The organism is Haemophilus parainfluenzae, from assembly GCF_900638025.1.
GTDB lineage: Bacteria > Pseudomonadota > Gammaproteobacteria > Enterobacterales > Pasteurellaceae > Haemophilus_D > Haemophilus_D parainfluenzae_J.
Map to the genome: position 1 here is coordinate 295451 of NZ_LR134481.1, position 24314 is coordinate 319764.

General features: G+C 40.1%; 25 protein-coding genes and 6 pseudogenes. 13 read left to right on the forward strand and 18 right to left on the reverse strand.

What is annotated here, in order from left to right; genetic code table 11:
• Positions 1 to 31: 31 nt before the first annotated feature.
• The 5 genes from EL215_RS01480 to EL215_RS01500 are packed head-to-tail and all read left to right on the forward strand — an operon-like array spanning position 32 to position 4179.
• Entirely contained in the window at positions 32 to 451 is a 420-nt protein-coding gene (locus EL215_RS01480; RefSeq protein ID WP_049357900.1) for a DUF2251 domain-containing protein, read from the forward strand.
• A gap of 8 nt (positions 452 to 459) precedes the next feature.
• Positions 460 to 1167: an HAD-IA family hydrolase gene (locus EL215_RS01485; RefSeq protein WP_126469741.1), complete on the forward strand. Its 708-nt coding sequence runs from the start codon at positions 460 to 462 to the stop codon at positions 1165 to 1167.
• Positions 1168 to 1174: 7 nt separating this feature from the next.
• Positions 1175 to 1801 carry a hypothetical protein gene (locus tag EL215_RS01490; protein ID WP_049357897.1) on the forward strand — a complete coding sequence of 209 codons (627 nt, stop codon included), beginning with the start codon at positions 1175 to 1177 and terminating at the stop codon, positions 1799 to 1801.
• 2 nt (positions 1802 to 1803) lie between these two features.
• Positions 1804 to 2985, forward strand: coding sequence for a glutathionylspermidine synthase family protein (locus EL215_RS01495; protein ID WP_126469743.1), 1182 nt, complete (start codon positions 1804 to 1806; stop codon positions 2983 to 2985).
• Positions 2986 to 3033: 48 nt separating this feature from the next.
• Entirely contained in the window at positions 3034 to 4179 is a 1146-nt protein-coding gene (locus EL215_RS01500; RefSeq protein WP_126469745.1) for an iron-containing alcohol dehydrogenase, read from the forward strand.
• A 155-nt stretch (positions 4180 to 4334) separates the two neighbouring features.
• Here EL215_RS01500 and rplA read toward each other — a convergent pair whose 3' ends face one another.
• The 8 genes from rplA to lysM form a co-directional block, all read right to left on the reverse strand.
• The gene (gene rplA / locus EL215_RS01505) at positions 4335 to 5024 is read right to left on the reverse strand and encodes a 50S ribosomal protein L1 (protein ID WP_005695230.1); all 690 of its coding nucleotides are present in this window, start codon (positions 5022 to 5024) and stop codon (positions 4335 to 4337) included.
• 4 nt (positions 5025 to 5028) lie between these two features.
• Complete coding sequence (gene rplK, locus EL215_RS01510; protein WP_014064251.1) at positions 5029 to 5457, reverse strand: 50S ribosomal protein L11; 429 nt, start codon at positions 5455 to 5457, stop codon at positions 5029 to 5031.
• Positions 5458 to 5628: 171 nt separating this feature from the next.
• On the reverse strand, positions 5629 to 6186 hold the full coding sequence (nusG, locus tag EL215_RS01515) for a transcription termination/antitermination protein NusG (RefSeq protein ID WP_049367260.1): 558 nt from the start codon (positions 6184 to 6186) through the stop codon (positions 5629 to 5631).
• Position 6187: 1 nt separating this feature from the next.
• Complete coding sequence (gene secE, locus EL215_RS01520) at positions 6188 to 6604, reverse strand: preprotein translocase subunit SecE (RefSeq protein WP_049357890.1); 417 nt, start codon at positions 6602 to 6604, stop codon at positions 6188 to 6190.
• 121 nt (positions 6605 to 6725) lie between these two features.
• Entirely contained in the window at positions 6726 to 7964 is a 1239-nt protein-coding gene (clpX, locus tag EL215_RS01525; RefSeq protein WP_126469747.1) for an ATP-dependent protease ATP-binding subunit ClpX, read from the reverse strand.
• A 9-nt stretch (positions 7965 to 7973) separates the two neighbouring features.
• A complete protein-coding gene (gene clpP, locus EL215_RS01530; RefSeq protein ID WP_049357886.1) occupies positions 7974 to 8555 on the reverse strand; it encodes an ATP-dependent Clp endopeptidase proteolytic subunit ClpP in 582 nt (193 codons plus the stop codon).
• Positions 8556 to 8699: 144 nt separating this feature from the next.
• Positions 8700 to 9998, reverse strand: coding sequence for a trigger factor (gene tig / locus EL215_RS01535; protein WP_126469749.1), 1299 nt, complete (start codon positions 9996 to 9998; stop codon positions 8700 to 8702).
• Positions 9999 to 10208: 210 nt separating this feature from the next.
• Positions 10209 to 10649 (reverse strand): peptidoglycan-binding protein LysM, encoded by a 441-nt coding sequence (gene lysM / locus EL215_RS01540; protein WP_126469751.1) that lies wholly within the window; start codon positions 10647 to 10649, stop codon positions 10209 to 10211.
• Between the two features lie 177 nt (positions 10650 to 10826).
• On the opposite strand from lysM, the gene EL215_RS01545 reads away from it, so the two are divergent.
• Positions 10827 to 11663, forward strand: coding sequence for a KPN_02809 family neutral zinc metallopeptidase (locus tag EL215_RS01545; RefSeq protein ID WP_126469753.1), 837 nt, complete (start codon positions 10827 to 10829; stop codon positions 11661 to 11663).
• Between the two features lie 99 nt (positions 11664 to 11762).
• On the opposite strand, the gene EL215_RS01550 is transcribed toward EL215_RS01545, so the two are convergent.
• The 4 genes and pseudogenes from EL215_RS01550 to EL215_RS01565 all read right to left on the reverse strand — a co-directional run.
• On the reverse strand, positions 11763 to 12308 hold the full coding sequence (locus EL215_RS01550; RefSeq protein WP_049357880.1) for a carboxymuconolactone decarboxylase family protein: 546 nt from the start codon (positions 12306 to 12308) through the stop codon (positions 11763 to 11765).
• A gap of 121 nt (positions 12309 to 12429) precedes the next feature.
• Positions 12430 to 12798, reverse strand: a pseudogene (locus tag EL215_RS01555) (hypothetical protein); the annotation flags it as partial.
• Between the two features lie 102 nt (positions 12799 to 12900).
• Positions 12901 to 13254, reverse strand: a pseudogene (locus EL215_RS01560) (PTS system mannose/fructose/sorbose family transporter subunit IID); the annotation flags it as partial.
• A pseudogene (locus EL215_RS01565) lies at positions 13214 to 13426 on the reverse strand (PTS sugar transporter subunit IIA); the annotation flags it as partial. The pseudogenes EL215_RS01560 and EL215_RS01565, both read right to left, overlap by 41 nt.
• A 280-nt stretch (positions 13427 to 13706) precedes the next feature.
• Between EL215_RS01565 and EL215_RS01570 the strand changes: the two are divergent.
• The 4 genes from EL215_RS01570 (at position 13707) to EL215_RS01585 (ending at position 17750) form a co-directional block, all read left to right on the forward strand.
• Entirely contained in the window at positions 13707 to 14183 is a 477-nt protein-coding gene (locus EL215_RS01570) for a DMT family transporter (protein WP_126469757.1), read from the forward strand.
• A 48-nt stretch (positions 14184 to 14231) separates the two neighbouring features.
• Complete coding sequence (locus EL215_RS01575; protein ID WP_126469759.1) at positions 14232 to 16967, forward strand: YdbH family protein; 2736 nt, start codon at positions 14232 to 14234, stop codon at positions 16965 to 16967.
• Positions 16964 to 17170: a YnbE family lipoprotein gene (locus tag EL215_RS01580; RefSeq protein ID WP_049357875.1), complete on the forward strand. Its 207-nt coding sequence runs from the start codon at positions 16964 to 16966 to the stop codon at positions 17168 to 17170. The genes EL215_RS01575 and EL215_RS01580 overlap by 4 nt, the downstream gene beginning before the upstream one ends.
• 211 nt (positions 17171 to 17381) lie before the next feature.
• Positions 17382 to 17750 carry a rhodanese-like domain-containing protein gene (locus tag EL215_RS01585; RefSeq protein WP_014064271.1) on the forward strand — a complete coding sequence of 123 codons (369 nt, stop codon included), beginning with the start codon at positions 17382 to 17384 and terminating at the stop codon, positions 17748 to 17750.
• 159 nt (positions 17751 to 17909) lie between these two features.
• Here EL215_RS01585 and EL215_RS01590 read toward each other — a convergent pair whose 3' ends face one another.
• From EL215_RS01590 to EL215_RS01605, 4 genes and pseudogenes are all read right to left on the reverse strand, one after another.
• Positions 17910 to 18245, reverse strand: a complete 336-nt coding sequence (locus tag EL215_RS01590; RefSeq protein ID WP_049357864.1) for a thioredoxin family protein — start codon at positions 18243 to 18245, stop codon at positions 17910 to 17912.
• A 121-nt stretch (positions 18246 to 18366) separates the two neighbouring features.
• Positions 18367 to 18519, reverse strand: a complete 153-nt coding sequence (locus tag EL215_RS01595; RefSeq protein ID WP_197721747.1) for a hypothetical protein — start codon at positions 18517 to 18519, stop codon at positions 18367 to 18369.
• Positions 18519 to 18948: pseudogene (locus EL215_RS01600) on the reverse strand (NAD(P)H-dependent oxidoreductase). Before EL215_RS01600 ends, EL215_RS01595 begins: the two are co-directional and overlap by 1 nt.
• A gap of 161 nt (positions 18949 to 19109) precedes the next feature.
• Complete coding sequence (locus EL215_RS01605; RefSeq protein ID WP_049357859.1) at positions 19110 to 19562, reverse strand: nuclear transport factor 2 family protein; 453 nt, start codon at positions 19560 to 19562, stop codon at positions 19110 to 19112.
• A 200-nt stretch (positions 19563 to 19762) separates the two neighbouring features.
• On the opposite strand from EL215_RS01605, the gene EL215_RS01610 reads away from it, so the two are divergent.
• Together EL215_RS01610 and EL215_RS01615 are read left to right on the forward strand one after the other, a co-directional pair.
• Positions 19763 to 20212 carry a CopY/TcrY family copper transport repressor gene (locus EL215_RS01610; protein ID WP_049357858.1) on the forward strand — a complete coding sequence of 150 codons (450 nt, stop codon included), beginning with the start codon at positions 19763 to 19765 and terminating at the stop codon, positions 20210 to 20212.
• Positions 20213 to 20231: 19 nt separating this feature from the next.
• A complete protein-coding gene (locus EL215_RS01615) occupies positions 20232 to 22358 on the forward strand; it encodes a heavy metal translocating P-type ATPase (protein WP_126469761.1) in 2127 nt (708 codons plus the stop codon).
• Between the two features lie 292 nt (positions 22359 to 22650).
• Here EL215_RS01615 and EL215_RS01620 read toward each other — a convergent pair.
• Positions 22651 to 23015: pseudogene (locus tag EL215_RS01620) on the reverse strand (helix-turn-helix domain-containing protein); the annotation flags it as partial.
• Between EL215_RS01620 and EL215_RS01625 the strand changes: the two are divergent.
• Positions 23007 to 23225 (forward strand): annotated as a pseudogene (locus EL215_RS01625) (LysR substrate-binding domain-containing protein); the annotation flags it as partial. The pseudogenes EL215_RS01620 and EL215_RS01625 sit on opposite strands and share 9 nt — an antisense overlap.
• Positions 23226 to 23319: 94 nt before the next feature.
• On the opposite strand, the gene EL215_RS01630 reads toward EL215_RS01625, so the two are convergent.
• On the reverse strand, positions 23320 to 24303 hold the full coding sequence (locus EL215_RS01630; RefSeq protein ID WP_232013311.1) for a carboxylesterase family protein: 984 nt from the start codon (positions 24301 to 24303) through the stop codon (positions 23320 to 23322).
• Positions 24304 to 24314 lie beyond the last annotated feature (11 nt).

Genomic DNA, 24314 nt, shown 5'->3' on the forward strand with positions numbered 1-24314 from the left:
GTTTTTCTATCTAATATTTAAAGGAAAGAAAATGTTACACTTAACCCTCGAAGATCAACTTTTTCTCGGTCAACCAAAACAAGTCGGCACACACTCGACTGTACATGATCACCTGGCGGTTATGTTTGAAGATGACGGTGAAACCGGCTATTTTTATGCGTTAGATATGCGTCAAAATGCGCATCCTGTTGTCGATTGCTTACATGTTTATAACGTCGATAACACACGCAATCACCACGAAGCACGTAAATTAGAAATCTGCTGGGATGAAAGCGGTTATTTAGCCTTATTGCTCATTAACGGCTATCCACATGCCGTATTTGATTTTGCTCATTTGATCGGCTATAACACTAACAAACATCCTCAACCTGACTTAATGAGCATGTGGACACACGAAGAAATCACCAATGAACGTGCGACCGCATGGCTTGGTGTCAATACCATTAAATAGGATTAACTATGCGATTTTACCGCGGTCTTCAGTCTTTCAAGATCATGAGTTTTGATCTTGATGACACCCTTTACGATAATAGTGATGTCATTCGTTTAGCCGAAGAACGCTTTCTTCAATGTGTGCAAGAATACGCGCAACTGAGTGAACTTACCTCAGAATATTGGCGAGAATGGAAATGGCAACTGGCGAAGAAAGATCCCTTGATTGCTGAAGATGTGATTGCCTGGCGTGTCGAAACGTTACGCAACTTACTGACGCATCATGGTAAAAGTGCGGTTGAAATTGACCGCACTTTGGCCATCGCTATGGAAGAATTTATTGAATGGCGACACAAAATTGATGTACCCACAGAAAGTATTGAAGTGCTGAATCAACTGAAAGATCGCTATCCGCTTAGCGTGATTACTAACGGTAATGTGATTGCAACACGTATTGGGCTTGAGCACTTTCAGCTGAGTTTACGTGGTGGAGAGCAAGGCAGGGCGAAACCTCATCAAGATTTGTTCCACCAAACCGCCGATTATTTTGGCGTAAAACCGAGTGAAATTTTACATATTGGTGATAATTTAACCACAGATGTTCAAGGCGCTATTCAAGCTGGCTGCCAAGCTGTATGGATTAATTTATCGGGCAAAAATCTCAATTCATTTACTGAAGCAAGTGTTTTGCCTACATTAGAAATCAATCATTTAACTGAATTATTAACACTTTAACCCTATGATGAAAAAGAAAAATCAAGTTCTCGTCAGTCTTTCTATTGTGGCTTTATTGGGTGGCTGCTCAGAAGAGCAAGTTCAACGTGATGTTTATAACAGCCTTGGGGATTGTTTAGCCGATTGGCAAAAAATTGAATTATGCGAAGCTGACCAATCTAGTGAAAATAATAGCAGCACAACTGCACATGCTGGATCTGGCTCCTCTCTCTCGGGCAATTTAAATACACGTCCAAGCAATAATAGCGAATGGTCAGAAGACAATCAAACCGTCAAACAAACCTTAAATCCAGATGGCGCAACTCATGCTGGTAACTCAAGCGCTTCTGAGGGAACAAGCCACACGAGTTCTGCAACAGGAGAAGGACACGGTAGTATGGGCAGTGCGATTGCAGGCGCCGCAATGGGTTATATGATCGCGCGTACGATGGGCTCATTTTTAGGTCCAAGCTACAATCCAAGTAACCGTGCCGTTTCAACACCAACAGGTCAAGTTATCCAACCGCAAACTAATCGTTCTGTCGGTAAGCCTGTATTAGTTAAAGGCAATGCAGGTAGCACTTACAGCAAACCGGTTTCACGCGGTGGCTTTAAAAGCTCAAATTCAAGTAGTAGCCGTAGCTCAGGCGGTTAAATATGAAACGAATCACAGGTTTTCCTACTCGCCCCAATATGGTGCAACAATTATTAGATGTGGGCTTTGATTACTACAATCTGCCTTCTTCTGATGGCTCCCATTATTGGTCGGATAATGTGGCGTATGAATTTACCTTAGCTGAAATCGATCGCATTGAAGATGCCACCAACGAATTACATGCAATGTGTATGGACTTTGTTGCCGATGAAGTGAAACAAGGTGATTATACCCATTATCGCTTCACCGATTTACAGAAAAATCTCATCGAACAAACATGGGCTAAAAACGTACCGCACTTATATGGTCGTTTTGATTTTGGTTATGACGGTGAAAACCTCAAAATGTTTGAATACAATGCCGACACCCCGACTTCCCTGCTTGAAGCTGCCGTGGTGCAATGGCAATGGTTAGAGCAAATTGAAGGCTTAGCGCATCGTGACCAATTTAATTGGATTCACGAAGAATTGCTCAATCGCTTTCAGTTTATTCAACAGCAAACAGGGCTAAACGATTTCCATTTTAGTGCTATGCAAGAAGCGGGTCGTGAAGATTGGGGCAATATCGATTACCTAGCTGATGTGGCTTACAACGCAGGTTGGCATATTCATCAGCTTGCTATTGAAGATGTGGGTTACGATAAAGACAGTCAGCAATTCCTCGATCTGAATAATCAACCTATTGATTGTTTATTTAAGCTCTATCCGCTTGAATGGATGACTACGACAGAATATGCACCACACATGCTTAATTCATCCACCACCTTTATTGAACCAGCGTGGAAATTACTATTAAGTAATAAAGTGCTATTAGCGAAATTGTGGCAAAAACATCCAAACCACCCTTTATTACTACCCGCTTACTTTAGTAAACATGATATTACCGATCGTCAATCAATATGGGTGAAAAAACCGACGTTAGGTCGTGAGGGTGCCAATGTTTCTTACTATGAAAAACGTAATGGTCTAGAATTTGCCGCCAAAGGCAGCGAACATTCATCCTTTTATGATCAGGCAGGCTACATCTATCAACAAAAATTTGAACTACCGAATTTTGATGGTATGTACCCTATGATTGGTTCTTGGGTAGTGGGTGATGTGGCTTGTGGCATCGGATTGAGAGAAGATTTTACCCCAGTTACCGGCAATGATAGCCACTTCATTCCACATTACTTTTTGGAATAAAAACAACGCAAAAACTGACCGCACTTAACAGATAATAAGGAGATAAATATGTATCCATTTAGTTTTCAAAACCCTACTCGTATTGAATTTGGCCTCGATAAAGAAAAAGAGATGGGTAAATATATGCACGAATACGGTGCAAAAAAGGCTTTAATTATCTATGGTAGTGAGCGTGTCAAACAATCCGGTTTATTTGAAGATGTGGCGAAAAGTTTGCGTGAGCATGGCATTGAATACATTGAATGTGGCGGGGTAAAAAGTAACCCGACAATCAACAAAGTCCGTGGAGCCGTTGCAATGGCAAAAGCCTTTGGTGCAGATAGCGTGTTGAGTATCGGTGGTGGCTCTTGCCTTGATAGTGCGAAAGCGATCGCGGCTGGTGCGTGCTATGAGGGTGATACTTGGGACTTTTTTAAAGGTACACCGGTGCAAAAAGCGTTGATGATTTTTGATGTAATCACCCTTGCGGCAACAGGCAGTGAAATGAACTGGGGAGCCGTCATTACCAATGAAGAAACACAGCAAAAATATTCAATTCACAGCAATCATTTATTCCCAAAAGTATCTGTCATTAACCCGAAATTGCAAGCGACCGTCAGTCGTGATTATTTAGTGTATTCTGCCGCAGATATTATTGCTCATTCTATTGAAGCCTATTTCACAGCTGAATATCGTCCTGAAATTATTGATTTCTTAGTAGAAAGCAATATTAAAACTGTTATTCGTACGACTGAAATCTTGCTCAATGATCCACAAGATCTCAATGCTCGTGGTGAATTTGCCTGGGCTGCTACACTTGCGTTGAATGGTTTAACGCATTTAGGTATCTCACCTTACGGTTTCCCAAATCATATGATTGAACATTCCATGAGTGCGATTTCAGATGTGCCACATGGCGCTGGCCTTTCCGTGATTATGCCTGCGTGGATGCAATGGTATCAACCTCAAAGGCCTGCTCAATTCAAACGCTTTGCTAAAGAAATATTTGGCTTAGATAAGGCTGAAGATGGTATTCAAGCCTTAAAAGCTTGGTTTGATAAAATCGGCACACCAACTCGTCTTGAACAACTCAGCATTGATGATAAAACCTTATCTGAAATTGTTGGAAATGCGGTTCAAACTGCGATTAAGGCGAAAATGGATAAGATTTACACCAAAGAAGCTATTGAAGCAATTTTCGCTTTAGCGAAGTAATCTCTCCTCAAAGAGCGGTCAAATTCCATTGTTTTGTAAATTTGACCGCTCTTTTTATATTCTTAATATTTCACTTTATTGAAAAGAACACAAAAAAATAACCGCACTTCAGTTACCCAAAGTGCGGTTAATTTGAATTAAGTTTTAACGCTTAATTATAGTGAAGCTTGATCAACAGCCACACCAGCACCCATAGTTGTAGAGATGCTTACTTTCTTGATAAAGATACCTTTTGCAGTAGTTGGTTTTGCTTTGTTTAAAGCAGCCAATAATGCTTGAAGGTTTTCTTTTAATTGAACTTCAGAGAAGTTTGCTTTACCAATTGTTGTGTGGATGATACCGTTTTTATCATTACGATAACGGATCTGACCAGATTTAGCATTTTTAACTGCTTCAGCAACGTTTGGTGTTACGGTACCAACTTTAGGGTTTGGCATTAAACCACGTGGGCCTAATACTTGACCTAATTGACCAACAACACGCATTGCATCAGGAGAAGCGATAACAACGTCAAAGTTCATTTCGCCTTTTTTGATTTGCTCTGCTAAATCTTCCATACCGACTAAATCAGCACCAGCTTCTTTAGCTGCATCTGCGTTAGCACCTTGGGTGAACACAGCTACGCGTACTTCACGACCAGTACCGTGTGGTAATACTGTTGCACCACGAACGTTTTGGTCTGATTTACGAGGATCGATACCTAAGTTTACTGCAACGTCAACACTTTCAACGAATTTAGCCGTTGCGAATTGTTTTAATAACGCGATTGCTTCGTTGATTTCGTATGCTTTAGTAGAATCTACGCCAGCTTTGATTGCTTTCATTTTTTTAGTCAATTTAGCCATCGTATTATTCCTCCACCACTAAGCCCATTGAGCGAGCAGTACCAGCAATTGATTTCATTTTAGTTTCAATAGTCGCGCCAGTCATATCTGCTGCTTTAGTTTCAGCGATTTGACGAACTTGATCTAAAGTTACTTTACCCACTTTATCTTTGTTCGGTTTACCTGAACCAGATTTGATACCTGCAGCTTTTTTCAATAATACTGCTGCTGGTGGAGTTTTAGTAATGAAAGTGAATGAACGGTCTGCATATACAGTGATAACAACTGGAATTGGTAAACCTTTTTCTAAGCTCTCAGTACGAGCGTTGAATGCTTTACAGAATTCCATGATGTTCACACCTTGTTGACCTAATGCTGGACCAACTGGTGGTGATGGGTTTGCCATACCAGCTGCAACTTGCAACTTAACGTATGCTTGGACTTTTTTTGCCATTTTTTAGTTTCCTCTAAATGGGTGATAACGCCGAAATCGGCTCCCCTGTTAATGAAAGGCTGTATTTTAATTAATCAGCCTCGAAATTTCAAGCAGAAAAACTACTCGAAAAACAACCGCACTTTATTTTTTAAGTGCGGCCATTAAATTTCTTATTTTGGAAAAGGGAAATTAACGTGTTTTTTCCACTTGACCAAATTCAAGCTCAACTGGTGTTGCACGACCGAAGATAGATACAGACACTTTTAAGCGACCTTTTTCGTAATCCACTTCTTCAACCGTACCATTAAAGTCAGCAAATGGACCTTCTGTCACACGTACTTCTTCACCTGGTTGATATTCTTTACGATGACGTGGTTTTTCAGCACTTTGCTCTAAACGATTTAAAATTAAATCTGCTTCACGTTTAGAAATTGGCGCTGGCTTATCTGGTGTACCTCCGATAAAGCCCATCACACGTGGTACGCTTTTCACTAAGTGCCATGTATCATCATTCATTGCCATTTCAACTAATACATAGCCAGGGAAGAATTTACGTTCGCTTTTACGACGTTTACCTGCTACGTTTTCAACGACTTCTTCAGTCGGCACTAATACTTCACCAAACTGATCTTCCATTTGTTGTTGTTTGATATATTCACGCAATGTGATTGCAACACGACTCTCAAAGCCTGAGAATGCTTGCAATACATACCAACGTTTTTTGGATATGTTTTCAGTTTCGCTCATTTTAGAATCTCAAATCAGTTAAGAAGTTAATCAATGCAATGATAATTGAATCAATTGCCCAGAAGAATAAAGAGGTAAGCACGGTTACCCCAATTACGATTAAAGTTGTTTGACGTGTTTCTGCACGAGTTGGCCATACCACTTTACGACCTTCAACTTTTGCTTCGCTAAAGAATGTACGAGCTTTTGTACCTTGATTAGTAATTGCAGCTAAACCAAAGGCAATTAATAAAGCGACAACTACGCCAACTACACGTACAGGTAAAGAGAAGGCGTCTTTAAAATAAACGTTACCAATCGCTGCAGCAGTAAAAAATGCCACAGAAAGAATCCAAAGAAGCGTATTTAAGCCTTTTGATTTTCCTTCTACGACTTGTTCTTGGTCGTGTTTCTTTTTCTCAACAATTTCAGTTGCCATAAGTGAATCCGTATAAAATAAGGGATAAATAATTTTTAGATTAATTTCAGAACGTGCGATTGTAGCATTTTCTTTCGAGATTGCCTATGAAAAATGTCAGAAAAAACAACCGCACTTTCTATTAGTTTTTATATTCGAGCTTTGGTGGTTTGTTATCAACGATGGTTTCTTCATCCACAATCACTTTTTGCAAGTTTTCGATTGAAGGTAAATCATACATCGTATCTAACAATACAGCCTCAACGATTGATCGTAAACCACGCGCACCAGTTTTACGTTCAAGGGCTTTTTTCGCCATCGCTTTTAATGCTTCTGGCGTGAATTCAAGTTCCACATCTTCTAAGCCAAATAATGCTTGATATTGTTTGGTCAGTGCATTTTTCGGTTGAGTAAGGATCTGGATTAACGCTTCTTCATCTAATTCGCTTAATGGCGCAATCATTGGAAGACGACCAATAAATTCTGGAATCAAGCCGAATTTCATTAAATCATCGGGCTCAACTTGACGGAATAATTCAGAAAGATTTTCTTTCTCTTCTTCCTTCTCTACTTTCGCATCAAAACCAATTCCGGTATCAGTTTGTGTACGCTTACCGATAATTTTATCTAAGCCAGCAAATGCCCCACCACAAATAAAGAGGATTTTTGAGGTATCCACTTTCAACATTTCTTGTTGAGGGTGTTTACGTCCACCTTGTGGCGGTACAGATGCGATAGTGCCTTCAATTAATTTCAATAAGGCTTGTTGCACACCTTCACCAGACACATCGCGAGTAATAGACGCACCTTCTGATTTACGGCTGATTTTATCAATTTCATCAATATAGATAATGCCCTGCTCTGCTTTTTCCGTATCGTAATCGCAGTTTTGCAATAATTTTTGCAGAACATTTTCCACGTCTTCGCCAACATAACCGGCTTCAGTTAACGTCGTCGCATCGGCCATAGCAAAAGGCACATTCAAACGACGCGCCAAGGTTTGTGCTAATAAGGTTTTACCGCTACCTGTTGGACCGATTAACAAGATGTTACTTTTACCTAATTCCACATCATTGCTTTGGTGGTTCGTGCGTAAGCGTTTATAGTGATTGTAAACCGCCACTGACAAGACTTTTTTCGCATAATCTTGCCCAATCACATAATCATCTAAGTGCGCACGAATTTCGTGCGGTGTCGGTAATTTTTCTTCAACGGCCAGTTCGCTAGGTGTGTCAATTTCTCCACTGTCTTCCAACATACTGTGGCAAAGCTCGATACATTCGTTACAGATATAACCCTCTGTACCTGCAATTAATTTACCTACTTCACTTTTTTCTCTTCCACAGAAAGAACAGTGAAGATCGTTATCATTTGTTGTCATGTTAAATCCTTAACGTTTACTCAACACATCGTCCACTAAGCCATATGCTTTTGCTTCTTCTGCTGACATAAAGTTGTCACGATCAGTGTCTTTTTCGATACGCTCGATGTTTTGACCGGTATGGAAAGCAAGACGCTCGTTTAAAGTATGCTTAATTTTAAGAATCTCTTGTGCGTGAATCTGAATATCAGATGCTTGCCCACGGAATCCTCCTAATGGTTGGTGAATCATTACTCGCGCATTGGGTAATGCAGCGCGTTTTCCAGCTGTCCCACCTGCAAGTAAAAAAGCCCCCATTGAACAAGCTTGGCCAATACAAAGAGTTCGTACATCCGGTTTAATAAATTGCATGGTATCGTAGATTGCCATGCCAGCAGTCACTGAACCACCCGGTGAGTTAATATAAATACTGACATCTTTTTTTGGATCTTCTGATTCTAAGAAAAGTAGCTGTGCCACAATTAAATTCGCCATGCGATCTTCTACTTCACCACTTAAGAAGATTACGCGCTCTTTTAATAGGCGGGAATAAATATCATACGAACGTTCACCACGAGAGGTTTGTTCGACAACCATAGGAATTACACTCATTTTTGCCCCTAAATATGTGCTAAAAAATTGGGCAATATTCTACCCGAAAATCAGTAAAAACAAAATGCGGTCGCTTTTCATTTAAAAAAACGACCGCACTTTTCGATGATATACCTGTGAATTTAATTCACGTTCTATCAATTATTATGCTTGTGGATTCATGATCTCATCAAATGAAGACGCTTTTTCAGTCACTTGAGCTTTAGCAAGAACGGCATCAACGGCTTGTTCTTCTAATACTACATTGCGAATGTTGTTCATTAACTCTTCATTTTTGCTGTAATATTCAACTACTTCAGCGGGTTGTTCGTAAGCAGAAGCGATATCCGCGATCATTGCTTTCGCACGTTCTTCATCCGCTTTCAATTCGTTTGATTTGATCACTTCAGAGAATAATAAACCGACTTGAACACGACGTTTTGCATCAGCTTCAAATAATTCACGTGGTAATTGTGCAGCTTGTTGTGCATTGCCACCGAAACGTTGTGCTGCTTGGTTACGTAATACATTGATTTCTTCTTCTACTGCAGAAGCTGGAACATCAATTGGGTTTTGTTCGATTAAACCGTTGATAACTTGTTGTTTAACACGAGAAACTAATGCGTTTTTCAATTCACGTTCCATATTTTTACGGATTTCTGCACGTAAATCTGCCACAGTTTTGGTGTTTGGACCAAATTTGGAGACGAACTCATCTGTTAATTCAGGTAATTCCATTTCTTCTACTTTTTTCAAGGTGATCGCAAATTTTGCATCTTTACCTTTTAAGTTTTCAGAATGGTATTCCGCTGGGAAAGTCACATTGATATCGAATTGTTCGCCTGCTTTGTGACCTACGATGCCCTCTTCAAAACCAGGAATCATGCGGCCTTGACCCATGAATAGAACGAAATCAGTTGCTTTACCGCCTTCGAATTCTTCGCCATCTACTGAACCAACGAAGTCAATGGTTACACGTGAATCTGCTTTAGCTGCCGCTTTGCTTTCAACCCAAGTCGCTTGTTGTTTACGTAATACATCGATCATTTTATCGATATCAGCTTCAGTGATTTCAACAGTTGGTTTCTCAACTTTGATGTTTTCTAAGCCTTTTAATTCAACTTCTGGGTACACTTCGAAAGTTGCAGTGAATGATAAATCTTTACCAGGTTCGAACGTCTCGATAGCGAAAGTTGGACGACCTGCGATGTTGATTTTCTCAGCGATTACTGCATCAAAGAAATGACGTGGTAATAAATCGTTTAATACATCTTGACGGATTGATGCGCCAAAACGTTGTTCAATGATGTGAGCTGGCACATGACCTTTACGGAAACCATCAACACGTACATTTTTTGCTGCACGTTTGAATTCTTCACGAGTTGCTTTTTCTACAGCTTCAGCTGGAACGGTGATCGCCACACGACGCTCTAAACCTTGAGTTGTTTCAATATTTAATGACATTTGTAACCTCAATTAATGTTGCACTCGGTAAAAACCACACCGAACACGTTATTGTTTGTAAAAATAAAAAACCGTCAAATTATAGCGAAAGAAAATCAAACAGTCGATAGAAACCGGAAAAATCACGAAAAAACCAACCAAGCCTGTATAATTTATCAACAAACTTTATTCAAAAAAAGTACGACCAAAAATAATCGCACTTTTATTAAATTATAAACCTTTCGGTAAACGAATTTTTTGACCAGGGAAAATCTTATCCGCGTCTTTAATCACTTCTTTGTTCGCTTCAACGATAGCGGTATATTTCGCGCCATTTCCGTAAGCTTTCTCAGCGATTTTCCACAAGGTATCACCTTTTTGGATTACATAGAATGTTTCATCACTGCCTAAGGCTTCACCGTTATTGATGCTTGCATCACTTGTTACTGAGTGGATACCTTGAATGTTACCCGCCATTAATACTGCTTTTTCTAATGCTGCTGCGGTTGATGCCACACCTTGGATATTTGCGACACCATTTTCAACAGTAACAGACAAATTGTCCACACCAGGATTGTCTTCTGCAATGTGTTCAGTCACTGCTTGCGATGCTTCTTCTTCCTTAGCGAAAATTTTCTTACCAATATCACTGACGAAATCAAATAAACCCATTTTAATGTTCCTTTTGTATGTTTGTTTAAGGGATTATTACGATACTGAAATTCCCTTAAGAAGTCTATAAATCAGAGTGTAAAGCTATGTAAATATTTCAAGAAAACAGATCTAAAATTAGCCGCACTTTGATAAAATACACCGATTTTGAATTTACTCACTCAGCAAGGACAAATTATGCGTTGGCAAGGTCGTAAAGAAAGCTCAAATATTGAAGATAGACGTGGCTCTGGTGGCGGTAACTTCGGTGGCGGAAGAGGGACTGGTGTTTTCGGTATTATTATCTTATTAGTTGGTGCTTATTATGGCGTCGATCTTTCAAGCTTAGTTGGCACTCCTGATTTCTCAGGTCAGAGCTCTCAACGATTAGAAACCCAAGAAGAACAGCAGCTTGCGAGTCTTTCTAAAGTTGTATTAGCGGATACCGAAACCGTTTGGGGACAATATTTTAGACAAATGGGCAAAACCTATAGCGAGCCAACCATGGTGCTTTACAATGGTGTAACGCCAACGGCTTGTGGTACTGGTCAATCTGCAATGGGCCCATTCTACTGCCCAAGCGATCGCAAAGTTTATCTTGATTTATCCTTCTATAATGAAATGAAAAATAAACTGGGTGCAGCAGGTGATTCTGCCTTTGCTTATGTAATTGCACACGAAGTCGGTCACCACGTACAAAATATGCTTGGCATTCTGCCGCAAGTGAATCGCGCACAACAAAGCAGCGATCGTAAAACAGCAAATCAACTTTCTGTTCAATTAGAACTTCAAGCTGACTGTTTCGCCGGTGTTTGGGCAAGCCAAGCGGTGAAGAGTGGTTTATTTGAACGTGGCGATGAAGAGAAAGCGTTTAATGCAGCAGAAGCTGTGGGCGATGATCGTTTACAAAAACGCAGCCAAGGTTATGTGGTACCGGATAGCTTCACTCATGGTACATCGGCACAACGTCTAGAATGGTTCAGAAAAGGCTTGCTAAGCGCTAACCCTTCTACGTGTAATACCTTTAACCAATAAGATCTTTAAGGCTGGTTCACATCAACCTTTTTATTTCTGTTTATTTCAGCATAAAAAAAGTGCAGATCATTTTGAGCCACACTTTTATTATTGCCTTGATTATGCAAATGCCTGTAATTCAGGGTTGATTGGGGTTTCAGCGATGTTGTTCACATAGTTACATAATGTGGCGAGGCTGACACCTAAAATCACATCAATGGCATTTTCTTGAGTATAACCTGCATCAAAGAACGCTTTAAGCTGCGCTTCCGTTAATTTTGCTTTTTGCAAAATAACAGCAAGGGTGAAACGCGCTAAAGTGTCCAGTTTTTTATCACTTTCAATACGAGCTGTCGCACGAATTTGGTTTACAAGATCTTCTTCAAGTTTTAACACTTTTAAAGCGATCTTCGTGTGGCCTGCTACACAGAAACCACAGCCATTGACTACGGCAGCGGTAATTTGCACCACTTCGCGTTCTGTTGCGGTTAAGCTGTTACGACCATTAATACCGCCTACTGTGCGATAAGTTTCAAGTGCAGTAGGGGCATTCGCAAGAACACCAATTAAATTTGGAATAAACCCATTGGCATTTTGTACGGCTTTTAAGGCTTCTTGTGCCGCTTCCGGCGCTGATTCAATGGTGTGAATTTTAAATTGAGACATAAACTACTCCTGAGGGATAAATCATAAATTTCCACTTGATAATACCTTTCTAACTTAAATAAGAAAAAGAAGAAAAGCTTATTTCATATAGCCAAAAGTTATGATTATTTTGGCGTCGCTATGCTAAATGTGTTTTGACGACAGACAGTAATCTCTCCAACTCTTTTTTGCCTTTTTCAGAAAGGACTTTGTTGTCGCGCAACATTTGGGTGGCGCGTGCTTCAATAAAGCGGAGGTAATCGCTGTTTTGGATTTCTTGGAATTGCTTCTCGGCTAACTCCATTTCGGTGAAGTCTTTATTGGTTTGAGCAATCAGCACTTTTTGTCCGATTAATACAATTAATGCGGCAATTAAAGCGATGACGGCGCCATAGCCATTAGTGGGGTAATAAAGAATGCCCGCGAGAACAAAAAGTGCGGTCACTAAATTGGATGAATTTTGAATATAGCCTTTAGCCAGTGGTGGCTTAATGAGATCTTTCAGATTCATAGAATTTATATGTCATGCTAAAAATTTGCCTTCCCTCCAGCGAAAGAGGGAAGGCAATATCATAATATATTACGCTAACACACCAAAATGATAGCCTAAAATACCCACGCCGGCTAATGGTCCCATTAAACCGACTTTCACCCCGCTGATTGCGGAGTCATCAATATCGTTGCCATTCGCGTGCTCTTGTTCCATTGCGGCGGTAACACCGATGATAGATGATGCCACCTAAGGCTGAGTATTAAAGAATTCTAAGTGGCGTTTTAATGCCGCTGCTTGATCTTCTTTTTTGCTGTAAAGACGTTTAATGGCTGGGATCATCGATACGCAGAACCCCATGGCTTGCATACGTTCAAAGTTGAAGGAACCTAGCAAGAAAGTTGAACGCCAGTAAGTGCTACGAATATCGCCTTTTGTTACCACCAAATAAATCGACCAGAAAGAGCACCGGTTCATTTTCAGGCAACGTGGCAATAATCGCATTGTATTTCTCGATTAAATGCTCACCGCCTTCACCCGGTAAGAAAGTCACGACATGGCAGTTTTTATCTTCGCCATACACCATCGCGGCGGAATTGACGATTTCTTCAGAAAACTTACCGTGCGTTGCAACGATAATGTGGGTCATGGATATTCCTCCCATTGAGTTGATAAAATCAGTCTATTTTGCTTTCAATACGCATTAAGCAAACGATTACTCTAAATGGAGCATAGTGTATGGATTTGCAAATTAGCGTCAAATGGTGATCAAGATCAAATAAATAGGGAAGATAACTTACAACTTTTGAGGTGTTTATAAATTAAGCGCAAAGTGCGGTTGATTTTGAAATAATTTTTGCTGAATGGAAAGCATTTCGCTCCACATAAGAAACGGTTAAAATAAGCTAAATTTTATCTTTGGAGTTTTAATGTTTTTTGTTTATCTCATTATCGCTTTAGCAGCAGGTGTCGCACTCGCCACGCAATCAGCCATTAATACGCAATTGGCGAAAGCCATGAGTGGCGAAGCGGTGATTGCTACCTTTATTTCTTTTGCGGTGGGAACGATCGTTCTCTTTTTTATTGCTTGGGTGAAAACCGATTTATGGGGCAACTTATCCACGATTCCATCACAACCTTGGTGGAAATTAATTGGTGGGATACTCGGCGCTATCGTCGTCTTCACAACAGTTCTACTTGCACCGAAATTAGGCATCACCGCGATGTTATTTTTTATCATCGTCGGACAATTAATTACGGCAACAACTATCGATCATTTCGGTCTTATCGGTATGCCGATCCGAGAAGTAAGTATCACAAAATTCATCGGATTAATTATTGTCGCCTTTGGATTGATGTTTTATTTCTTTGGGGATAAGTTGGTTGAGCTATTTGGGGCGAGATAGGGTAAAATACGCCTCTATTTATTGATTCATCACGTAATTGGGGAATCTATGCGAAAGCGTTGTCTGTGGGCGTTGATTATTTTGTTGCTGTTGATCGTAGTAAGCGTTGGCTTAGTATGCGTTTTTGCGACCCCGAAACGAATAGAACAACTTGCAAATCATTTTTTAGCACCGCATTATCACATTGAATTAGCCGATGACTGGCAATGGAAAACGACAGGTTTAACACTGCCAGAGTTAAAAGTGAAAACAGATCAATGTACCCTCGTAAACCTCAATGATGCGCAACTTACTTGGTGGAATACGCATAGTCTTGATGTTGAAAAGGCAAGCTTGAATTATGATTGCTTAACGCATTTACCCAGTGATAATGCCGAAAAAACACCGCCAAATTTGACCGCACTTTGGGCGGCATTGCCGATTGCGCACGTTCACGTTAAACACTTTCAATTAACGAATACCGACGCATTGACACAAGAGGCTTTAAAACCTTTCTTATCGGCTGATTGGGCGTTAGATGCAAACTATAACGGCAACCAATTAGCACTTGAAGCTCAAGCCAATAATGACGGGCTTGAACTGCATCATCAATCGACTGTCACGCCACAAGATGGCATTTTCCAATGGGCGGTCAATACCGACATCAAACAAGCAGACGATAAAACCTACGATCTTCATTTCTCTGCGAATTTTGATCCTGATCTTTCTCAACTGCCTCAACAAGGCAATGTCTTACTTAACTGGAATAACCCAGAGCTAGCCATCACAAAAGGCGAGGCAAAAGTGTCGTGGCAAGGGGCGGATGGTCAGTTAAATGCCCAAGATTTAACAACGAATTCACCCTTGTTGGATGTGCCTTTTGTGTTCACCAAAGATAGCTTGGATATTTCATGGGGGAAATTTTATTGGACCTTTGATAGCTATCAACCAGTCAAAGGCTTCCTTGGGTTATCTATTCACCGTGCTGCTGAAGGCTTATTACCATTAAGCATTGATATGAACGTGATCGTGCAAACTTTTGGCGAGTTTGGCAAAGGGGAGATTGTGATTTCAGGCAAAAATGGTGAAATCGGCGGTGGCGATGACAATAACGAATTGGATTTTGAGCTGAAAACACGCGGGGATTTACGTTATAACGCTACTGTGGCACAAACCAATTTAACCTATCATCTCGGTGGGCTCTTCACACATCCAGTGGTATATTTTTACCCGGGTTCCGTCTTTAAAATGGATACCGTTCAGCCAGATACCAATTTGCACGTTCGTTTACCGTTAGATGACATGATTATCGGTCGTTATGGTTTGGAAGGTCGTTTGCTCGCAACATTAAAGGGCACGACACCACAGTTTGAAAATCTCGATTTAAAATTAGACGGAAACGCCCATGAGTTTATTGCCGGTATTAAAACCGTGTTTGATTTGCGAGATAAAGAACATAAGTTGCAGTCTGTGGAAAAACAAGCGACAAACCGTTGGGATTGGACAATCAATGGCAGTGCAAACTGGAAATCCTTAAATACGCCAGTCAAAATGGAAGGAAAAGGCTTTTGGGAAGCGGATCATATTGAATTAAATCAACTTTCTGCTCACTCCAAAGAAGTCAAAATGAAAGAGGTAAAAATGGCACCACTTTCATTGGAGCTTAAAGATCGACTCCGCTGGGATTATGAAGAAGAGCATATTCGAGGTTTGTTGCAAGCGAAAACAGATTGGATTGAACTTGCTTATGGCGGTCGTTTTGTTTCGCCTGTTTTCGGTTTAGGTATTGATGGTAAGAGTATCAGTAACTTCAATTTCGCAGGTGATTTAAAGGCGGGCTCGCTTGGGCCTTTAGATGTCTTGGGTGTATATCAAAATACTGCACTTTCAGGCAAAATCAGCTGGAAAGAACAATCGGCAAAAGTATTCCAATCACTTTTCCCTCAACAATGGAATTGGATAATTCATGAGGGCAGCATTAAAGGGCAGAGTGAATTCGCAATCAATGGCAATGGCGTGAAGATGAAGGGGGAGCTGAATCTTAAAAATGGCAAAATCACGATGCCAGATGGCGAGATTTATGGCTTGAACATTCGCTTCCCGATGAATTATGAAAACTCGGCATTGCAAGTGGCTTCGGGTAAACCGATCCATATTTCGACTCAAAATATTCGCTATGGTGCGCTTTCCGTCGCAAATGGAGAATTGGATTTGTTTGGGCGTTATCCGAACACCATGAAAAATCCGCTTACTTTGAGAAATGTGAAACTTTCCTTATTTGATGGCGTATTGACGGTGCCTCAGCTCAGTTTTCCACAAAGTAAAATGGCGACACTTTCTTTTACTAATATTGATTTAGCCCAAGTATTAGCTTTAGCACAATATAATCAAGTAAGCTTAACCGGACGCGCCAATGCGACCATGCCATTTTGGCTTGGTCACAAGGAATGTTTGATTTGTAATGGCACATTGGAACAAGTGGGGAATGTGTCCATCAAATTAACTGATGAAATGGTAAAAGGGCTGAAAAAAGGCGGTTGGACAGAAAATATTTTGGTGGATTTATTAAAAGAAATGGAACTGCAAAATTCCCATGCAGCGGTGACGCTCGATCCGAAAGGGCAAATGACATTGCGTGCGAGTATTAGTGGATTTAATCCAACCAAGCGAACCAATAATCCAATAACGTTAAATTATACGCACCAAGAAAATATGTTTGAATTGTGGAATATGATTGACTATGGCTCGCAATTTGAACAAAATCTGCAATATAAACTTTATAAGCAATTAGACAAAGACAAATGATAAAACACCTTAAATTTCAACCGCACTTTTTTATTTTAGCAGCCATGTTTACGCTCATGGCCTGTACGCCGACCATTCAATTGGACACACCAAAGGAAGGCATCACCATTAATATGAATGTGGTGGTGGACCACAATATTAAAGTGGAAATGGATGAAAAATCTCAGAAAGCGGTGGGTGAAGTAGAGCCTACGAAGAAATAATTTAATCAATTAAAAAGGCCATCTGAATGTTAGATTTCAGATGGCTTTTTTCTTTTAAAGTGCGGTTAAATTTCACGAAAATTTTACTTAAAATTTACTTCATTCACAGTTTATTATCTTTATATTTAGGCGTATGATGACTATTAGTTTTACATAACCCCTAAATTTATTTAGGTAAATATATTATTTCTATTTAATAGGAGATTGAATAATGAAAAAATTATTCACAGCAGTACTTTCTGCGGCAGCGATTGCCGTACCTTTTTTTGCTTCTGCGAATACTGCACCACAAACAGAACAAAGCGCAGTACAACCAGAAAAAGCAAAAGGCGTTTGGATTGATGTACGTTCAGCCGAGGAGTTTAACGCAGGTCATTTACAAGATGCGGTGAATATTCCTCACGATAAAATCATTGAAGGTGTTAAAGCGATTGGTTCAGATAAAGATGCACCGATCAACCTTTACTGTCGTAGTGGTCGCCGTGCTGAAGCCGCACTCACTGAGTTGAAAAATGCAGGCTATACCAATGTAACCAACCATGGCGGTTATGAAGATTTGGTTAAAAAAGGTTTGAAATAAACATCCCATTATTTAAAGCAAAATCCCCTAGAGTAGAACAGTAGGGGATTTTTACTATAAAGAGCGGTCAAATTTTTAAGTGTTTTGCAAATCATCTTAAAAACTTGACCACTTGCATCATTATCAAGACCGCATCCGTCTGAAACATTGATAGACCGGTTACTGATGTTCGCTTTCTGCTACTTTTGTCCATTTTGCCAATGTCTGCTTCATCTGTGCCTGAGGGATGAAGCGGGCCATCCGTTCTACTTCCTTGCCTTGATAAAACAGCAGCCATGCAGGTGCGGTCAGCACGTGGAAACGTCCGGCCATTTCGGGTATTTCAGCAATATCGGCTTTTACGGCATACACATTTCCTTCCTCCGCCAAAGCTGAGTCAAGCTGGGCGGCCACGACCGTACAAACACCGCAGATTGGGGCTTTGATGTACAGTGATACTAAAGGGTGTGTGGCGATGGCCTGTTCGATGTCTTTCAGAGTGTGTAGTTGTTGCATGTCATGTACTCCTTTGAGCGATTAAGCACGTTTCTAGTTGTCCAGAAAAGGGGCTTTCAACGAAATGAAAACAAGAAAGCAGTTTGAGCCGTTTAGATTTTCTCTGCTACTCTCGCTACACTTACACGCCCATTTTCCACGCGGAGATGCGCTTCAAATTATCCACCGTGTCGTGATTGACGATGGCGGCAAACGTGCCGTCCAGTTTGGCAATTTCGGCTTTGTCTTCATCGCTGAGGGCAAAGCCCACCGCTTCAAGTTGATGTTTTATCATTAACCGAACACTTTTTTCAAGTGTACTTGATAGTCTGCTAAGTATTGTTCTACTTGTGGATTTTTAATTACATCGTTACTTTTGCCATGCAGCAAACCACCTGTGCCAAATCCTTCGGTCGGGCTGACACGATGGCGGCCGTCATTTTGATAAAGTTTTCCGTGTCCGGCGATAAATACTTCATCTTATGTATTTTTTCACTGTCCAAGGTTCATGCATCCACCAACTGGGCATTTGCCAAATCACAGCATCCATCCACAAGAATTTTTCGATTTCTGCCTCAACATCATAGCCAGCATCAATCACAGTTTCTTTTATATTGTGTCCAAGTGCGGTCAAAACTTCTTTTGCTTTTTTGTGAAGCGTGTTGTTTAACTCACCATGCGAATGGCCGAATTCTTTACCACCGTTTAATAATAAAATGTTCATTTTTACTCCTAGAATAAATAATTTATAAAAAAGGATGTGATGTTTACGGATATTGTCTTCTGTTTACTCTCATGAAAGTGCAGTCATTTTAGCCTGCGTTTTTATTGATATAAATTAGGGATAGATTGATTATGTAATGAATTAAATTCAGCAATCTATCACTAGGCAATTTTGCCAAGTTCACGACTATCACTAATCATGAAGTTGGCAATGCGGCGTTGAATCAACCATTTGCCCTCTTCTTTAACATAAGTGTCGTTGTAGCGTACATAATGGTTATGCACTATTTCCTTGCCATCTTTTTCTTCGGTCAACACCACATGGCAATAGTTGATGCCTTCGGCGCGGTTATCACTTAGCAAGTGAATGGTCAGTTGTCCGTTTAAATGGTAAACACGTTTAAAATTGGCAAGGAAGTCGGTGAATACGTCCACGATTTCCGCACGGTTTTTCAAATCGGCAAATAGTTCGCCGCCAATGTAGGTGGTGACATGCCCGTCTTCAGTAAATAAGGGGCCTTGTGCTGCCACGTCTTTTATATCTGCTAAATTGGAGAACGTATCGACCAATTCTTTAATAGCTTGTTTTTCAATTAAAGTTTCGATTGGAGTCATTTTTTAGTTTCCTTGTGTTTATTGGTTAGATTCTGCCTATACCTAAACTTTCCCAGATGGAAAATTCGGGGCGTTCAATCAGTTTGGCGATTAAATGGGCAATTACATTTATTTAAAAGACTTGATATAATTCGTTTACAACAGTAAACTTATTTTGAACATATTTGTTCACATCTGTAGATAACTAGGGGAAAAGGAGAATGAGCACAATAGAATTTAATACTTATATCACAGATGCAGAATGGGAAGTCATGCGTGTAGTTTGGGCAAATGATCGAGTAACTAGTAAAAAAGTCATTTCCGTATTGCAAGAAAAAATGGACTGGACACAATCCACTATCAAAACGATCTTAGGTCGATTAGTTGGAAAAGGCGTACTAAATACAGAGCATGAAGGTAGAAAGTTTATTTACACTGCCAATATTGAAGAGACAGAAGCCGTAAGGGATTATTCAGAAAATATTTTTAACCGTATTTGCAATAAGAAAGTCGGAAATGTAATAGGAAGCATCATTGAAGATCATGTTTTAAGCTTCGATGATATAGATCGACTAGAAAAAATATTAGAGATGAAAAAATCTTTCGCAGTAGAAAAAGTGGATTGCAATTGTCCAGAAGGACAATGCGAATGTCATTTACATCATCATTAAGTATAAGGAGTAATTTAAAATGAATAATGACAACAGATATTCGTCCCATAATCACCATGATTATGACGACATGGATAAGTTAAATCACGAGCATGGAATCACAGATGAACATGGATGCCATAAGGATCAACATCACGACCATCATGCTGGGCATGATCACAGCGGGCACAGTGGACATGATCACAGCGGGCACAGTGGGCATGACCACCATCATCACGGAAGCTTTAAGGAACTTTTCTTAAAGTCATTGCCACTAGGAATCATTATTATGTTCTTTTCCCCTTTGCATGGATTTAAACTACCATTCCAGTTTACTTTTCCATATTCTGATATTGTAGTAGCTATTTTATCTACTATATTAATTATTTATGGTGGACGTCCATTCTATCAAGGTGCAGTTGACGAATTTAAACAAAAAAAACCTGGAATGATGGCACTCATTTCTTTAGGTTTAAGTGTTTCATATTTATACAGTATTTATGCTGTGATCATTACCTACGTAACGGGTGAACACTTGATGGACTTTTTCTTTGAATTTGCTTCATTACTATTAATCATGCTATTAGGTCACTGGATTGAGATGAAAGCTATTGGAGAAGCAGGAGACGCACAAGCAGAATTGGCTAAGTTAGTGCCGAAAGATGCTCACGTTGTATTAGAAGACGATTCAATTGAAACACGACCAGTTGCTGACTTAAAGGTAGGTGATTTAATTCGTGTTCAAGCCGGAGAAAATGTGCCAGCAGACGGGATTATCGAGCGTGGCGAATCACGTTTAAATGAAGCTCTTCTAACTGGGGAGTCAAAAGCAGTAAAAAAAGGCCCTGGCGATGAAGTAATCGGGGGCTCAACAAATGGAGAAGGGGTTCTTTATATTAAAGTGCTTGAGACAGGTGATCAATCCTTTATCTCTCAAGTACAGACTTTAATTAGCCAAGCTCAAAGTCAGCCTTCCAGGGCAGAAAGTATTGCGCAAAAGGTTGCAGGCTGGCTCTTCTATATTGCTGTTATTGTCGCGCTAATTGCTTTTGTAGTGTGGATGGTTATAGAAGATGTACCAACGGCAGTTATATTTACTGTTACTACATTAGTTATTGCTTGTCCGCACGCATTGGGTCTGGCTATTCCATTGGTAACCGCCCGTAGCACAAGCTTAGGAGCTAGCCGTGGCTTACTAGTAAAAGACCGCCAAGCCTTAGAAATAGCTCAAGATGCAGATGTGATGATTTTAGATAAAACAGGTACTTTAACAACTGGTGAATTTAAAGTATTAGATGTAAAACTTCTTAATGACAAATATACAAAAGAGGAAACCATTGCCTTATTGGCAGGTATTGAAGGAGGATCTAGCCACCCAATTGCTCAATCAATTATAAGATTCGCCGAGCAGCAAGGTATACGTCCAGCATCTTTTGATTCGATTGATGTGATTTCCGGTGCTGGAGTAGAGGGTAAAGCAGGTGGGCACCGTTACCAATTAATCAGTCAAAAAGCCTATGGACGTAATCTTGATATGGATATTCCAAAAGGAGCAACTCTTAGTGTCTTAGTAGAAAACGATGATGCCATTGGTGCTGTAGCTTTAGGGGACGAATTAAAACCAACGAGTAAAGAGTTAATTAAAGCTCTTAAAAAGAACAATATTCAACCAATTATGGCAACAGGTGATAATGAAAAAGCGGCTCAAGGCGCGGCAGAAGATTTAGGGATTGAATATAGATCAAATCAATCTCCACAAGACAAATATGAGTTAGTTAAAACACTTAAAGATGAAGGAAAGAAAGTTATCATGGTAGGTGATGGTGTAAATGATGCTCCTTCTCTTGCCTTAGCAGATGTTGGTATAGCTGTAGGTGCTGGAACTCAAGTTGCATTGGATTCAGCTGATGTCATCTTGACTCAATCTGATCCAGGAGATATTGAATCATTTATTGAATTAGCACACAAAACAACTCGTAAAATGAAACAAAATCTCTTTTGGGGAGCCGGTTATAACTTTATAGCTATCCCTCTAGCTGCAGGAATTTTGGCTCCTATTGGTATCACATTAAGCCCTGCATTAGGAGCAGTCCTAATGTCTGTGTCAACAGTCATCGTCGCCATTAATGCTATGTTATTAAGGTTAGATCCAAAAAATAACGGTTAACAGATCGAATGATTGAAACTCCTTAAAGTATCAAGATACAATAGTTTTACAGGAGAAAAAGAGATGTAAGTACTGGCTCTTTGTAAAATCGTGTTGGTAGAAGTAGACGATTTTTCTACCAACACTATTTTTAATTTATTATAGAACTGATTTCTTTTAAAATCCTAAAAGCCACCTATTTCGACAGTTTTATAGCTTGTTATTCTATTTTCTTGACAATAATACCACCGTCTCCACATGTGTCGTATCCTGAAATAGCTTTAAAATATTTTTCTGTATCACTAAAGCAAGAACAAATTAAATGTACCGCATATTTATCTTTCAATTCTTCCACTAACTTTACAACTACTTGAGGCGACACTTCCTTTCCAATTCCTTGTATTTTTTTAATATTTCTAATTCAACTTCTTTTCTTTTTAGTTCTAATTTTAATTGATCGATTTCTGAAAGTTCAGCCATTCCTTTTTCGTAAGAATATTGTTTTCCTATCTGTTGGTGGAAACGATGAGTTTCTCCATTTTTATACCATCTAAACCATGTTTCTACTTGAGTTTCATTTTTTATGTTTAACTCCTGCATTATTTGTTTTGTACTATATCCCTGTAATTTCATTTCTACGGCTTTATTCTTTATATCGACAGAATAGGCCACAATCATCTGCGCCTGCAAGCCGTTTCAGACGGCCTCGGCATCACTTGGCTACCACATATTATCGCCGCAGATGCACTCCATTCTGGGCACCTGGTCGAGCTGTTGCCTGAGTATGCTATAACTTACGAACCGCTTTACCTCTATTACCCCAGCCGCCGCGGGCATTCCAATGTGTTTAAGTTGATTGTGGATGCGTTAAAAGTAAAAGCCGTCTAAAATTTCAGGTGGCCTTTTTCATAACAAAGAGCGGTCAGTTTTTTAGGTATTTTTGTAAATCATCTTCAAAATCTGACCGCTTGTATTTTTAAGATTATTTTCCTTTCTTCTGATTCATCAACCAATCACGGGCAGGTTCGAGTAAATAGGCGTAATCAAATGAGTACATATGCTCTGCACCTTTGTGGGTTGAGTTTTCCGGAATTACGGTATTTGGTGTGAAACGGATGAAGTTAATACGTTTGCCTTGGGCAAGCATTTGTTGGACTTTTGCGTCTTGTTCGGTCTGCGGTAATTTGGCAGAGAACTCAGTTTCGGCGTAGCTGACTTTATCTTGTTTCAGCATTTTTCCAACTTGAGCCATGCCTGCGGAGGCTTTTGGATCGGCAGCCGAAACGGTATAAATAAACTTCGCTTTCTCCAATGGTTTTAAAACATTGATATCCCATTGACTGCCGACAAACATAGACGCCGCAAAGAAGTTAGGCTCGATACTATTTAGGTAGAATGAAATCATACCGCCCATGGATTGACCCGTGGTATAAACACGATTGGCATCAATCGCTTTTTCGGCGATCAGATTTTTGACAAGGCGTAAGGTCATGGGGACTTCTTCAGTTGTTTCCCATTTATCGTTGACTGCCGTTTCGGTGTAAGACGGTACAAGGACAAAGGCTGGGTGTTTTGCCTGTGCTTCATCGGTTGCCCAGATAATGCCGCCGTAGCCTTGCATTAGTGGGGCTTTCACGCCTTTTCCTGCTGTGCTGGCATCTGCGATAAACATGACTAACGGATATTTGCGACCCGGCTCAAGATTTTTCGGGGTGTACAGGTTGTACTGCATTTCTTTGCCTGTTTTGGGATCTTTAAACGTTAATACTTCAAAACGTGGTGCAATTTGTTCACGCAAGGCAAGCAAGCGACTATCGTAGGATTTATCCGCGCCGCCGTATTGTTTGTCCCAAGCGGAATTTTGCGTGTTTTGAGCCGTCATTGCTGTTTCAGTCGCGTTTTGGGTGGCATTGCAAGCGGCAAGCAACAAACTTGCGGCGATAATTGTTGCGGTTTTCTTCATCATGGAAACTCCTT